The 13,542-nt window shown below is 69.1% G+C and carries 14 protein-coding genes; 9 read left to right on the top strand and 5 right to left on the bottom strand.

Annotated elements, in window-relative coordinates; all coding sequences use genetic code 11:
* The first annotated feature begins 277 nt into the window (after positions 1–277).
* The 7 genes from AB0J66_RS45755 to AB0J66_RS45785 are packed head-to-tail and all read left to right on the top strand — an operon-like array spanning position 278 to position 8,494.
* A complete protein-coding gene (locus tag AB0J66_RS45755) occupies positions 278–1,702 on the top strand; it encodes an extracellular solute-binding protein (protein ID WP_364674620.1) in 1,425 nt (474 codons plus the stop codon).
* The gene (locus AB0J66_RS45760; protein ID WP_364674623.1) at positions 1,699–2,649 is read left to right on the top strand and encodes a sugar ABC transporter permease; all 951 of its coding nucleotides are present in this window, start codon (positions 1,699–1,701) and stop codon (positions 2,647–2,649) included. The genes AB0J66_RS45755 and AB0J66_RS45760 overlap by 4 nt, the downstream gene beginning before the upstream one ends.
* Entirely contained in the window at positions 2,649–3,560 is a 912-nt protein-coding gene (locus AB0J66_RS45765; protein ID WP_364674626.1) for a carbohydrate ABC transporter permease, read from the top strand. The genes AB0J66_RS45760 and AB0J66_RS45765 overlap by 1 nt, the downstream gene beginning before the upstream one ends.
* On the top strand, positions 3,560–4,627 hold the full coding sequence (locus AB0J66_RS45770) for an ATP-binding cassette domain-containing protein (protein ID WP_364674628.1): 1,068 nt from the start codon (positions 3,560–3,562) through the stop codon (positions 4,625–4,627). Before AB0J66_RS45765 ends, AB0J66_RS45770 begins: the two co-directional genes overlap by 1 nt.
* The gene (locus AB0J66_RS45775; protein WP_364674631.1) at positions 4,627–5,703 is read left to right on the top strand and encodes an ABC transporter ATP-binding protein; all 1,077 of its coding nucleotides are present in this window, start codon (positions 4,627–4,629) and stop codon (positions 5,701–5,703) included. The genes AB0J66_RS45770 and AB0J66_RS45775 overlap by 1 nt, the downstream gene beginning before the upstream one ends.
* Positions 5,704–5,708: 5 nt before the next feature.
* On the top strand, positions 5,709–7,169 hold the full coding sequence (locus AB0J66_RS45780) for an NAD-dependent succinate-semialdehyde dehydrogenase (protein WP_364674634.1): 1,461 nt from the start codon (positions 5,709–5,711) through the stop codon (positions 7,167–7,169).
* 35 nt (positions 7,170–7,204) lie between these two features.
* On the top strand, positions 7,205–8,494 hold the full coding sequence (locus AB0J66_RS45785; protein ID WP_364674636.1) for an iron-containing alcohol dehydrogenase: 1,290 nt from the start codon (positions 7,205–7,207) through the stop codon (positions 8,492–8,494).
* Positions 8,495–8,552: 58 nt separating this feature from the next.
* On the opposite strand, the gene AB0J66_RS45790 is transcribed toward AB0J66_RS45785, so the two are convergent.
* The 3 genes from AB0J66_RS45790 to AB0J66_RS45800 form a co-directional block, all read right to left on the bottom strand.
* Positions 8,553–9,125, bottom strand: a complete 573-nt coding sequence (locus AB0J66_RS45790; RefSeq protein WP_364674637.1) for a hypothetical protein — start codon at positions 9,123–9,125, stop codon at positions 8,553–8,555.
* Between the two features lie 11 nt (positions 9,126–9,136).
* Complete coding sequence (locus tag AB0J66_RS45795) at positions 9,137–10,285, bottom strand: zinc-dependent alcohol dehydrogenase (RefSeq protein ID WP_364674640.1); 1,149 nt, start codon at positions 10,283–10,285, stop codon at positions 9,137–9,139.
* Between the two features lie 74 nt (positions 10,286–10,359).
* The gene (locus tag AB0J66_RS45800; protein ID WP_364674642.1) at positions 10,360–10,923 is read right to left on the bottom strand and encodes a TetR/AcrR family transcriptional regulator; all 564 of its coding nucleotides are present in this window, start codon (positions 10,921–10,923) and stop codon (positions 10,360–10,362) included.
* A gap of 74 nt (positions 10,924–10,997) precedes the next feature.
* Between AB0J66_RS45800 and AB0J66_RS45805 the strand changes: the two genes are divergently transcribed.
* Complete coding sequence (locus tag AB0J66_RS45805) at positions 10,998–11,474, top strand: FBP domain-containing protein (RefSeq protein ID WP_364674644.1); 477 nt, start codon at positions 10,998–11,000, stop codon at positions 11,472–11,474.
* A gap of 90 nt (positions 11,475–11,564) precedes the next feature.
* On the opposite strand, the gene AB0J66_RS45810 is transcribed toward AB0J66_RS45805, so the two are convergent.
* Complete coding sequence (locus tag AB0J66_RS45810) at positions 11,565–12,104, bottom strand: hypothetical protein (RefSeq protein ID WP_364674647.1); 540 nt, start codon at positions 12,102–12,104, stop codon at positions 11,565–11,567.
* A gap of 182 nt (positions 12,105–12,286) precedes the next feature.
* Between AB0J66_RS45810 and AB0J66_RS45815 the strand changes: the two genes are divergently transcribed.
* Positions 12,287–13,117, top strand: a complete 831-nt coding sequence (locus AB0J66_RS45815) for a helix-turn-helix transcriptional regulator (RefSeq protein ID WP_364674650.1) — start codon at positions 12,287–12,289, stop codon at positions 13,115–13,117.
* On the opposite strand, the gene AB0J66_RS45820 is transcribed toward AB0J66_RS45815, so the two are convergent.
* A complete protein-coding gene (locus AB0J66_RS45820; protein ID WP_364674652.1) occupies positions 13,118–13,324 on the bottom strand; it encodes a DUF397 domain-containing protein in 207 nt (68 codons plus the stop codon).
* Between the last annotated feature and the right edge of the window lie 218 nt (positions 13,325–13,542).

The following is a 13,542-nucleotide window of genomic DNA, read 5'->3' on the forward strand; positions in this document are numbered from 1 at the left end:
CTTTCTTGCGTCAGCGCGAGCCTGTTGACATCGGTCACAACGCTGCGACATGCTGACGCTCATCAGATCGTATAGGAAAAGTGGCGGATGATCTTCGTCCTGCATCTCCTTTGATCACTTTCAGCACCCGTCAGCATGCTCGACCTTCCCCTCGGTTCGCCACCGGGCCGTAGGGGAACCGGAGCCCTTCTCGACGGCACACGCCTGGAACCGGGCAGCTGCTCGGCGAAGAACCAGCGAGGTCGCACAAGTCCCCTCCCAGAAAGCAGGCAGAGATATGCGGTATCCGAAGCGAAGAGGACGTCCTGCCCGGAAGGTGCAGCTGGCGGCGGCGGCCATGCTGCTGCTGGCCACCACCGTGGCGGCGTGCGGCGACGGCAAGGACGACGACGCGAAGGCGAGCGCCCCCAAGGCGCCGGCGACCATCCCCGAGCTCACCCAGGATCCGCTGACCCTCAGCTTCATCTGGTTCGAGTGGCCCCCCGCGAAGGCGCTGGAGACGTTCGCGAACAAGGAGTACAAGAAGGTCCGGCCGAACGCCACCATCAAGGTCAACACCGTGCCGAACGCGAACTGGCACGACGCGATGTTCACCCAGTTCGCGGCGCGCAAGACCGACTTCGACATCGCGATCCTGGACTCGCAGCACATCGGCGAGGCCGTGACGAACGGCAACATCCTCGACCTCACCGACTTCGTCAAGAGCAACATCGACGTCGGGGCCTACAACCCGTACCTGCTGGCCGCTTACGGCCAGTTCCCCCAGGCCGAGACCGGCCAGCGCGACGAGAACGCCAGCCTGTACGGTCTTCCGCTGCTCGGCGACACCTGGACGATGATCTACCGCAAGGATCTGATCGGCGACAAGCCGCCGCAGACCTGGGACGAGATGATCTCCACCGCCGAGAAGTGCCAGACGGACCATCCCGGCGTCAGTGGACTGGCTTTCCACCAGGCCAACGGCTCCGACGCGGCGGCCGTCACCTACAACACGGTCAACGGCGTCTACGGCGGCAACCTGTGGGACGCCAAGAACCGCAAGATCGAGGGTGTCCTCAACGACGCGGCCGGCCAGGAGGCGATGAGCGTCCTGGTCGACAGGATGAAGCCGCTGACCGCCAAGGGCTCCGGCAACTGGTTCATCGACGAGGTGAACGCGGCGGTCGCCCAGGGCAAGGCCTGCATCGCATTCAACTGGATCGCCGCGAGCGGCGGCCTGCTCGACCCGAAGCAGTCGACGCTCGGCACGACGCGCGAGCAGATCCTCGGCAAGCTGGGTTTCGCCACCCTGCCCAAGCAGAAGACCGACCTGGTTCCCCTCGGCGGTATGGGGATGCACGTGTCGGCCTACTCGTCCCCGGCGAACCAGGCCGAGGCCCTGAACTTCATGAAGTGGTTCGAGCAGGCCGACATTCAGAAGAAGTGGGCCAAGGCCGGCGGCGTCCCCTCGCGGACGGACGCCATTCAGTCGCCCGAGTTCCTTCAGGCCGGGCCGTTCAACCAGGTGTACGCCGATTCGGTGCCGCGGATGCGGGACATGTGGAACGTGCCCGAGTACGCGCGTCTCGTCGACATCGAGAACACCAACGTGAACGCGGCTCTCAACGGTGCGAAGAAGCCGAAGGACGCGCTCGACAACATCGCCAAGGAGCAGCAGGCCGTGCTCGACTCGAGCGGCCGCAAGGGCGGCGGCGGGCTGTGAGCGACCCCGTCTCCCTGACGACCGACCGCCCCGGGCGGGTGGCAACGCCGAAGCCATCCGCCCGGGGCCGGTCCCACCGGACGAACGACCGCCGGCTCGCCGTGGCCTTCATCGCCCCCGCGCTGCTGCTGTTGCTCGCCATGTCGGTGTTCCCGTTGCTCTGGGCGCTGTACCTGTCCTTCACCGACTACTCGGCCACCCGCGGCGGGACGGCCAACTTCGTGTGGTTCGGGAACTACACCGCCATCCTCACCTCGGCACAGGTCCACCTGAGGGCCCTGACGACGTTGGTCTACGTCATCGGCGCGGTCGGACTTCAGACCGTGCTCGGTTTCTCCATCGCCTACCTGATCTCACGGCGTACGCACGGGCGGGGCCTGCTGACCACACTGTTCCTGGTGCCGATGATGCTGTCGCCGGTCGTGGTCGGGCTGTTCTGGCGCTTCATGCTCGACGCGCAGTTCGGCGTGGTCAACAGCATGCTCGGCTCGCTCGGTCTGGAGCCGGTGGAGTGGCTCACCCGCCAGCGGACGGCATTGATCTCGCTGATCGTGGTCGACACCTGGCAGTGGACGCCGTTCATCATGCTCATCGCCCTGGCCGGCCTGACCGCGGTTCCCAAGTACCTGTACGAGGCCGCGTCCATCGACCGGGCGTCCGAGTGGTTCCGGTTCCGCACCATCACTCTGCCGCTGGTGTGGCCGCTGCTGCTCATCGCCGTTCTGTTCCGGGCCATCGAGGCGTTCCGGCTCTTCGACCTCGTCTACATCCTCACCAACGGAGGCCCCGGAGTCTCGACCGAGACGTTGTCGTTCCACGTCTACAAGGTCGCGTTCCTGGGCTTCAACACCGGAACCGCCTCGGCCTACGGGATCCTCATGGTTCTGGTCGTCATCATCCTCACGCAGCTCTACCTGCGTTACCTGAACAAGCTCAAGGAGGACTGATGGCCGTCTCCGTCAACGAGGCCGTGTCCCCGGGCCCGGTCCAGGATCACGCGCCCCCCACGCGCCGTCTCGCCGGCCGGGGCCGCTCCGTGCTGGAGATCGCGCTGCTGACCCTGCTGGCCGTCGTGATGCTCTTCCCGGTGCTGTGGATGATCGAGACGTCCATCAAGCAGAACCGGGACGTGTACGCCGTACCGGCCAAGTTCTTCGACTTCCAGGTCACCCTGGACCATTACAAGGACGTGTTCGTCGCCTCCGGCGGGGGTCGCTCGGCCCTTTCCGTCTCGTTCCTCAACTCCGTCATGGTCGCCGGAGTCTCCACGGTGTTGGCCACCGTGCTCGGGGTGCCGGCGGCCTGGGCCTACTCGCGCTTCACCCTGAAGGCGAAGAAGGACCAACTGTTCTTCATCCTGTCCACCCGTTTCATGCCGCCCGTGGTGGTGGTGATCCCGATCTTCCTCATGTACCGCCAGGTCGGGCTCATCGACACCCCGCTCGGCCTGATCCTCATCTACACCGCTTTCAACGTCCCCTTCACGATCTGGATGATGAAGGGGTTCGTCGACGAGGTGCCCGCGGAGTACGAGGATGCCGCCATGCTCGACGGCTACTCCCGCTTGCAGGCCTTCCGGAAATTCACCCTTCCCCTGCTCGTACCCGGGATCGCCGCGACGGCGGTCTTCGCTCTCATCTTCTCGTGGAACGAGTTCGTGTTCGCGATCTTCCTCACCTCCAGCGACGACGTGCGGACGGCGCCACCGGCCATCGCCGGTCTCATCGGCGGCACCACCGTGGACTGGGGACTCGTCGCGGCCTCGTCCGTGGTGTTCGCCCTGCCGGTCCTCGTCTTCGCCTACCTGGTGCGCAAGCACCTCGTCGCCGGCGTGACGCTCGGGGCGGTGCGACGCTGATGGCCGGCATCGAGGTGACCGCCCTGCACAAGCGCTACCCGGACGGGACGGTCGCGGTGGAACACGTCGACCTGTCGATCGCCGACGGGGAGCTGTTCGTGATGCTCGGCCCTTCCGGCTGCGGCAAGACGACCACGCTGCGGGCCGTAGCCGGCCTGGAGAGGCAGACGACGGGCGACATCCGCATCGGCGAGACACTGTTCAACGACCTGCCGCCGGCCGAGCGTGACATCGCCATGGTGTTCCAGTTCTACGCCCTCTACCCGCATCTGCGGACCCGCGACAATCTGGCGTTCCCGCTGCGGGCCGAGGGACTGCCCAAGCGGGAGGTCCAGGAGCGGGTCGACGAGGCGGCCCGGCTGATGCGGCTCACGCCGCTACTGAATCGGCGGCCGCGCCAGTTGTCCGGCGGGGAGCAGCAGCGCGTCGCGCTCGCTCGCGCCCTGGTGCGACGGCCGCGCGCCTTCCTCATGGACGAGCCGCTGACCAACCTGGACGCCGAGCTGAGGGCGGACATGCGCACGGAGATCAAGCACCTGCAGGGCGAGCTCGGCACGACGATGGTCTACGTCACCCACGACCAGGTCGAGGCGATGTCGCTCGGTCACCGGATCGCCATCCTCAACAAGGGCCGCGTCGAGCAGATCGGTACGCCGCTGGAGGTCTACGACCGGCCGGCCAGCCTGTTCTGCGCCGCCTTCATCGGTTCGCCGCCGATGAACCTCATCGAGGTGGAGGTGGCCGAGGGGAAGCTGCGTGGGCAGGGCGGACTGGCCCTCACGCCACCGCAGGGCCTGCCGCGCGACCGTCGCCTGGTCGCGGGCGTCCGGCCGGAAGCGCTGGAGGTCACCGAACCGGGGGCGGAACGCTCGGTCCCGGCCCGCGTGGCCTCGGCCGAGTGGCTGGGTGACGAGATCATCTACGTCGTGGACCACGGCGGTCAGCACGACGTCCGGGTTCGGATGCCGTCGACAGTCCGTTTCGCCGCTGATGCCAAGGTCGGACTGCGGCACACCGGCCGGACGCCGGCCCTCTACGACGTGACCACGGAAGAACTGGTGGCCTGATGGGAACCGTGGCAGCGCACGGGCTGTACAAGTCCTTCGGGAAGGTCCAGGCCCTGGACGGAGTGACGCTGGACGTGCCGGACGGCTCGTTCTTCGTGGTGCTCGGGCCCTCCGGGGCGGGCAAGACGACGACTCTGCGAGCGATCGCCGGCCTCGAGACGCTGGACGCCGGCTCGGTGCATCTGGACGGGCGGGACGCGACCGGTGACGCCCCGGCCGCCCGCGACCTGGCGATGGTCTTCCAGAGCTACGCTCTCTACCCGCGGCGCACGGCGTACGAGAACATCGCTTCGCCGTTGCGGGCCCGCCGCTCGTCCTCGACCGAGATCGCCGCCGCCGTCGATCGGGTCGCGCGCCTGCTGCACATCGAACGTCTGCTGCAGCGACGTCCCGCCCAGTTGTCGGGCGGGGAGATGCAACGTGTCGCCCTGGCCCGGGCCCTGGTCCGCCGGCCCCGCGCGTTCCTCATGGACGAGCCGCTGACGAACCTCGACCTCAAGCTCCGCGTCGAGATGCGCACCGAGCTCACCCGCATCCACCGCAGCCTCGGAGCAACCTTCGTCTACGTGACCAACGACCAGGTCGAGGCCCTGTCGATGGCCGATCAGGTCGCGGTCCTCAAGGAGGGCAAGGTCCAACAGGCCGGAACGCCGACCGAGGTCTACGACCGCCCGGCCAACCAGTGGGTCGCCAAGTTCGTCGGGAGCCCGCCGATCAGCTTGCTCGCCTGCCACGCCGAGGGGGATCGCCTGGTCGGTGCGCAGGGCTGGACGCTGCCGCGGCCCCGCTGGACCACAGCCGAGGACGATCGTCCGCTGTTGCTCGGCCTGCGCGCGGAAGACCTGTCCGTCGAGCAGCGCGGGACCGCGTCGCTGCCGGGGGAGGTCTACGGGCTCGAGCCACTCGGGGACCGGACGGTGGTCGACGTCCGCGTGGGGACGGAGATCCTCAAGGTCAAGGCAAGACCCACCATCACCGGTACGCCGGGGGAGCGGCTGCACGTCACAGTCGACCTGGACCGGGCGCACCTGTTCGACGCCGGCACCGGGCTGGCGCTGTCCGGGGCCGGGCGGTGATCGCGATGAGCGACCCGATGGACGTCCTGGCTCCTGAGCACCGGCGGCTCCGCATCGGCGGCGCCTGGCGGGAGGCCGCGAGCGGAGCCACGTTCGCCGTCGAGGACCCGGCCACCGGCGAGGCCATCGCCGAGGTGGCGGACGCCGGCGTCGATGACGGGCTCGCCGCCCTGGACGCGGCGAGCGAGGCGATGGCGGAGTGGGCGGCGACCCCGCCGCGGAAACGGTCGGAGTTGCTGACCGCGACGTACCGGGCCCTGACCGGGCGGTCCGAACAGGTCGCCCGGCTGATCACGCTCGAGATGGGCAAGCCGCTGGCCGAGGCCCGGGCCGAGGTGGCCTACGGCGCCGAGTTCTTCCGCTGGTTCGCGGAGGAGGCGGTGCGCGTCGAGGGGCGCTACAGCGTCGCTCCCGCGGGTGGGTATCGCATCCTCACCGTGCCCAAGCCGGCCGGGCCGTGCGTCTTCGTGACGCCCTGGAACTTTCCGCTGGCCATGGGCGCCCGCAAGATAGCTCCGGCGCTGGCCGCGGGCTGCACGACGATCACCAAACCGGCCGCCCAGACGCCACTGACCATGCTGTTGCTGGCCCGCATCATGGAGGAGGCCGGTGTTCCCCCGGGCGTCGTCAACGTGGTGACCACCAAGCGGGCCGGCGAGGTGGTCTCGGCCCTGCTGGCCGACGGCCGGACCCGCAAGCTCTCCTTCACCGGGTCGACCGAGGTCGGGCGGGTGCTGCTGCGGCAGGCCGCGGACAACGTGCTGCGCACCTCGATGGAGCTGGGCGGCAACGCGGCCCTGATCGTCTGCGCCGACGCCGACCTGGACGTCGCGCTCGACGGGGCCATGGTGGCCAAGATGCGCAACATCGGGGAGTCCTGCGTCGCGGCCAACCGGATCTACGTCGAGGAACCGGTGCGGGCGGAGTTCACGGCGCGCTTCGCCGAGCGGATGGGCGCGCTCGCGATCGGCCACGGTCTCGACGACGGCGTGGACGTGGGTGCGTTGATCGACGAAGCCTCGGTCACCCGGATCGACGAGCTCGTCGCCGACGCGGTCACTCGTGGCGCCCGGGTCCTGGTGGGCGGCGAGCGTCCGGACCGGCCAGGTCATTTCTACCCGCCCACGGTCCTCGCCGACGTGCCTGGGGACGCGCGGATGCTGCGGGCGGAGATCTTCGGCCCGGTGGCGCCGATCATCTCGTTCACCTCCGACGACGAGGTGCTGGCGAAGGCCAACGACACCGAGTACGGCCTGGTCGCGTACGTCTTCACCCGGGACCTCCAGCGTGCGCTCCGGTTCACCGAAGGGCTGGACACGGGGATGCTCGGCGTCAACCGCGGGCTGATATCGGACCCCGCGGCCCCGTTCGGGGGCGTGAAGCAGTCAGGGATCGGCAAGGAGGGGTCACACGAGGGCATCGATGAGTACCTCGAGCTCACCTACGCGGCAATCGACCTTCCGTGACCGGCCGTTCTTCTTCCGGCCAGAGAGGTACTGACATGCTTGAGACGGTCCGCGGGCCCCGCCAGCTGATAGTGGGCGAAGGGGTCGCGCAGAACATCCCCCGGCTGGTGGCCGAGAGCGGCTCGCGAGTCCTCGTCGTGACCGACCAGGTCCTTCTGGCCCAACCGGGGGTGGCCGGGATCGTGGCCGCCGTACGGGAAAGGGTCGAGGTCGTCGGGGTCTTCGCCGACGCGACGCCGGACGTGCCCCTCGCCGACGTCGACCGCGCCGTCTCGGCGGCCGCCGAGGTGGACGCCGACGTCATCCTCGCCATCGGCGGCGGCACGGTGATCGACCTGGCCAAGATGGTCGGCGTCATCCGGCGGCACGGCGGGACGCCACGCGACTTTTACGGCGAATCGAAGGTGCCCGGGCCGACGATTCCCCTCGTCGCGGTCCCCACGACGTCCGGCACCGGCTCCGAGCTCACCCCCGTCTCGGTGCTGAGCGACCCGGAGCGCGAGCTCAAGGTGGGGGTCTCCAGCGTCCACATCGTCCCCGACTTCGCCGTCGTCGACCCGGAACTCACCTACAGCTGCCCGGCGACCGTCACCGCCTACTCCGGCATCGACGCGTTCTGTCACGCGGTCGAGAGCTACACCGCCCGGCCTCGGGCCCACGGCCCCCGTGACCCGGTGGAGCAGGTCTTCCTCGGCCGTAACCCGGTCACCGACCACTACGCGCTGCTGGCCGCGGAGCGGATCGCCCGTAGCCTGCGCCGGGCCGTCCGGGACGGCGGCGACAAGGGCGCGCGCGCCGACATGTCCTACGGGTCCATGCTCGCCGGGCTCGCGTTCTCCCACGCCGGCAACGGGGCGCCGCACGCCCTTCAGTACCCGATCGGCGCGGCCACGCACACGCCGCACGGCCTGGGCGTCGGGCTGCTTCTTCCGTACGCGCTGGACGCGGCCCGGGAGGCCATCGGCGACCGGCTGGCCGTCCTCGCCCGGGTGTGCGGGCTCGACGTGACCGGCGCCTCGGACGCCGAGGCGGCGGAGGTGTTCCTCACCTGGCTCGACGAATTCCTGGCCGACGTCGGCATCCCGGCCACCCTGGCGGACATCGGCGTGGCCCGCGCCGACCTCCCGCGCTTCGCCGAGATGGCCGGTGGGGTCACCCGCCTGATCCAGAACCATCCGGGCCCGACCGACCCGGCCAGCCTGACCGCGCTTCTGGAAGCGGCGTGGACCGGCACCCGGGCCCGGCCCGTCCCGGCTCCGAGCGGGGACACTGACCGGCCCCTCCCGGCCACTGGGTCTTCACGGTCACCGTCCGCGGTTCCGTGATGCCGTTCGCTGCCCCGGAAGACAGCAGCCCATGGACTGAGCCGGGCCCGGCGGCCGGCTATCGGTTGCGGCGGGTGAGGCGGCGGACCAGGGCGTACGCGAGCCCGGCGCCCGCGATCCACGGCGCGGCGACGATCAGGGGGTCGAGCGGGTGGTGCACCACGTCCGCCCGGTTCTGCCCGAGGCGGGAACGCAGACCGTGACGGGATCGCTCGGCGCGTACGCCGGTCTGGGTGAACGGGTTGTCCGGGTGCCCAGTGGCGAAGGAGCGCAGCACGCTCTCCGCCACGTCGACCCGGTCGGCCGCGAGCAGCAGCAGCCAGTGCGCGGCCCGGCCCTCGCTGTACTTCGCGTACGAGTAGCGGCGGATCGCGCCGGACAGGCCGCGCGGCGGGCAGGACGTGCCGAAGACCGGGGTGACGAACTTGTGCTCGATCGACCTCTCCCGCGGCCACCGCTCCGGTTGCCGTTCTGGGAACTCCCAGTGGGCGCCGCTGAACGTCGGGTCGAAGATCTCCTGCGGCACCGACGGCCGGTCCTTCGGGTCCAGGTCGGCGCCCCAGCCGGGGATGCGGGCGCGCAGTTCGTCGCTGGACTCGGCGAGCTTGGGCTTGTCCGGGGTGTACGCCATGATGAGCTCCCCTACGCGGCGTTCGGGACGATGAGCGGTTTGATGCAGCCGTCGAGTTTCGCCGAGAACATGTGATAGCCCTCGGCGATGTGCTCCAGCGGGATCCGGTGCGTGACGATGTCGCTGGGCTTGAGGTAACCGTTGCGGATGTGCTCGAACAGCCGCGGCCACTGCCGTTTCACCGGGCACTGGTTCATGCGCAGGGTCAGGCCCTTGTTCACGGCGTCACCGAACTTGACGGCGCTGAAGATCGGGCCGTAGGCGCCCATCACCGAGACGGTGCCACCCTTGCGGACCGAATCGATCGCCCAGTTCAACGCGACCGGCGAACCGCCCTGCAACTTCAGTTTCGCGCTCGTCACGTGCTGCAGCAGGTTGCCGTCGGCCTCGGCGCCGACCGCGTCGATCGCCACGTCGGCGCCCAGATGGTCGGTGATCTTCTTCATGTGCACGACGATGTCGTCGTACTCGGTGAAGTTGTACGTCTCGGCGTGCGCGAAGGAGCGCGCCTTGTCCAGCCGGTACTCGAGGTGGTCGATCACGATCACCCGGCCGGCGCCCATCAGCCACGCCGACTTCGCCGCGTAGAGCCCGACCGGCCCGGCCCCGAAGACCACCACCACGTCACCCTCGACGATGCCGCCCAGCTGCGCCCCGAAATACCCGGTGGCCAGGGCATCGGTCAGCAGCACGGCGTCGTCCTCGTCCATCCATTCCGGGATCAGGCTCGGCCCGACGTCGGCGAACGGCACCCGGACGAACTCGGACTGCCCGCCGTCGTAGCCGCCCGCGGTGTGCGAGTAGCCGTAGATGCCGCCCACCGCGGTGGCGTTGGGGTTGACGTTGTGACAGTTGGAGTAGAGGCCCCGGGCACAGAAGAAGCAGGTGCCACAGAAGACGTTGAACGGCACCATCACCCGGTCACCGACCTGGAGCCGCTGCACCGACGACCCCACCTCGTCGACCACCCCGACGAACTCGTGCCCGAACGTCATACCGACCCGGGTGTCCGGCATCATGCCGTGGTAAAGGTGCAGGTCGGACCCGCAGATCGCGGCCCTCGACACCCGGACGATCGCGTCGTTGGGGTGCTCGATCGCCGGCCGCTCCTTCTCCTCGACCCGCACGCGGTACGGACCGCGGTAGACCATCGCTTGCATCAGCGCCTCCAACACCAGCGGTCCTGTACCTGCCGGAGCACTGGCTACCCGAGCCCGCCCTCCGCAAACGACGATCACCCCCACGTACGCAGTGTCGCGTCCAGGGAATCGAGGATCCGGGTCCAGGACGTCTCGCTGTTCGGTGTGCTGTGGTCGAAGCCGCCGCTCTGCTCCAGGCTCACGAATCCGTGGAAGATGCTGCCCAGCAGGCGTACGGCATGGACCTGGTCCTCCTCGCTCAGGTCGTAACCGCGCAGGACGGCCCGCATCATCTCCGAGTGGCGGGGCCCCGCCGTGGCCGCCGCTTCCTCGGGCGTGAGGCGGATCTGGGCGGCGGCATAACGGCCCGGGTGGGCGCGGGCGTAGTCGCGGTAGACGTTGCCCAGGGCGGCCAGGGCGTCGCGCCCCGAACGGCCGGCCAGAGCGGTGGCGGCGTTGTCGGCCATCTCGGCCAGGGCGAGGGCGGCGATCCGGACCTTGAGGTCGTGGGTGTTGCGCACGTGCGAATAGAGGCTGGCCACCTGGACGCCGAAGTGGCGCGCCAGGGCGGACGCTGTCACCTGCTCGAAGCCGATCTCGTCGGCCAGCTCGGCCCCGGTCTGCGCCAGCCGATCCGGTGTCAGTCCTGCTCGCGCCACCCGCGCACCCCCTTCGAAACCTGTGACCATTATTCCGTTGCCTAAAGCCTTTAGGCAACCGTAGCGTGGCCGACATGAAGCCGTTGACCGAGCAGGAGATCCGCGCCGCCTTCGTGAACTGCAGCAAGGGCGAGGCCAAGCGGCTGTACGTGCCCCGTGACCTGGCCACGCAACCGTGGGAGGAGCTCGACTATCTGGGCTGGCGCGACCCGCGCGCCGAGCACCGGGCCTACCTGGCTTTCGGTGACCGGGCCTTCGTCCTGCGAACCCCGAAGGCGGGCGCCGAGCGAATGCGGCGCAGCATGTGCTCGATCTGCACGGTCAGCCCCCTGGCCGGCGTCTCCCTGATGGTCGCGCCCCGGGCCGGCGAGGCGGGCAAGCGCGGCGACTCGGTCGGCAGCTACTTCTGCAACGACTTCGGCTGCTCCCTCTACATCCGCGGCAAGCGCGACCCGGGCCCCGGCGGCCGCCTCCCCGAGACGATCTCCCTCGATGACAAGATCGAGCGCCTGACCACCAACCTCACCGCCTTCCTGGACCGGGTCGTCTAGACGGGACGGGCCTCCCCGCCGACGGGTTGCTCACGTCTGCGGGGAGGCGGTCAGGGTGGTCGGGCGCTCAGCGCCGAGTCTCGTGCTGGGTCAGCAGGCGACGGTGCCCAGGAGACCGATGCTTGTCTCGGTCTCGCCGGCATAGATGTTGCCGCTCGGCATCTTGAACTCGGTCTCCACCCTCACGGAGTACTCATGGTCGGAGTAGCAGTAGATGCCCGGCGAGTACCCGAAGCGGCGTCCGCCGGACGGGCACGCGCTGCCACCGTACGAGCCGCAGGTGTGCGTGGTGGTACCGACAGCATCGTTGTCCCAGTCGTAGACCGTGACCGTCATCTTGAGGCCCTTGCAGGCGAGCAGCGACCCATTGGGCAACTGGCAGTAACTCGAGCCCAGGCCGCGGACGGCGTCCCGGCCCGAGCTGTTGACGAAAGCGTCGATATCGATGCATTGGACAGCCTCGTGCCGGGTCGTTCTGGACGGGGAGGGCTCGCTGTAGACCTCTTCGCAGGCGTGGCCCACGCTGGCGGCTCGGGCCGGCGTGACGGCGATGCCGATGCCGCCGAGCAGGGTGACGAGGACGACGGCGACGCGCAGGAGCCACGCGGGCCGGACTGATGTGATGACCATGCCGGAAGTAGATCCACTGCCCATCCGTCCGGCAATTGTCCGGAACGATGCCGGACTGTCCCGGACGAGGCCGAACAAGCCGGTCGGCTCGTGGGGACGGCAACGACGGGTTGCCTGTTGACAACGCGGTGTTGCGGGTACGTTGGTCACCGTCCACTTGGGTTGGCAAGGCGGAGGTAGGCGTGCCGGTCACAGGCCAACGCGTCGTGCGGCGGGCATTGGGGCGGCGGCTGACGCGGCTGCGTACGGCCTCCGGGATGAGCCGGCGTGATGTGGTGGAGGCGCGGCTCGGCATCTCGGAGCCGACGCTGCACCGGATCGAGACGGGCAAGGTGCCGGTCACCGGGGCCAACGTCCGGGCGCTGTGCTGGCTCTACGGCGCGGATCAGGCCATCACGGACGCGCTGGCCGACCTTGCGCTGGGCACCTCACAGCAGGAGTGGTGGGATGCCAGCCCGGTGATCCCCGAGTGGTTCAAGCTGTACGTCGGGCTGGAGGCGTCCGCGTCGCGGATGTTCGGGTACGACGGCGAGATCGTCCCGGGGGAGCTGCAGACCCCGGAGTACGCGCAAGCCGTCTTCGGGGCCGAGCAGCCGGCCGACGCGGAGATGGCCGAGCGTCACATCAACCTTCGCGTGCAGCGGCAGCGGACGCTGTTCGAGCGCACCCCGCCGATCCGTCTCGTGACGGTGCTCGGCGAGGGCGCCCTGACCCGGCCGGTCGGCGGCGAGCAGGTGATGAAGGGGCAGATCGAGCAGCTGCGGCGGCTGTCCCGGCAGGACACGGTGGACATCCGGGTGCTGCCGTTCGCGGTCGGGGCGCACGCGGCGATGGCCGGCGCCTTCCGGATCCTGGAGTTCGACGACCCCGACGATCCGGACGTGGTCTACCTCGAGTCGCACGTCGGTGCGCTCTACCTCGAGGAGCAGGTCGAGGTGGACGAGTACCGGCGGGTTTTCGACCTCGTCAGCGAGAAATCCGTACCGGTCGGAGAATTCGCCTTTCCGTCGTGATCAGTCGGTCAGGAGCCGGTCGAACTCGCCGCGCTTGGCGCCGAACAGGAACGAGTCCCACTCCTCGGTCGTGAACACCACGGTGCCGGCGTCGCGGGCGTTGCTGTTGCGGACCTCGATCACGCCGTCCTGGCGGCGGGCCTCGACGCAACTGCCGCCGTTACCCGTCGACCTGCTGGAAATGATCCAGCCGGTTTCGCTGCTCATCAGTGCCCCTCAACCTCGAGCCAATTACCGTGCGTGACCGACGGGCCACGGATCCGCCGCCGGTCTGACGTGCAAACTTCGCACTCGCGCTTAGGCGCGACTCTTTCACCACGAAAGTGGCAGCACTCAGAGTAGCCGAAAGCCGCTTTCGATGCATCCTGTCATCGTGAGAGCTGTCCTCGTGAAATCTTGCACGGGCCCTGACCGGCTGTCATGAT

Origin of the sequence: Actinoplanes sp. NPDC049598 (assembly GCF_040675435.1) — a bacterium.
Lineage (GTDB): Bacteria > Actinomycetota > Actinomycetes > Mycobacteriales > Micromonosporaceae > Actinoplanes.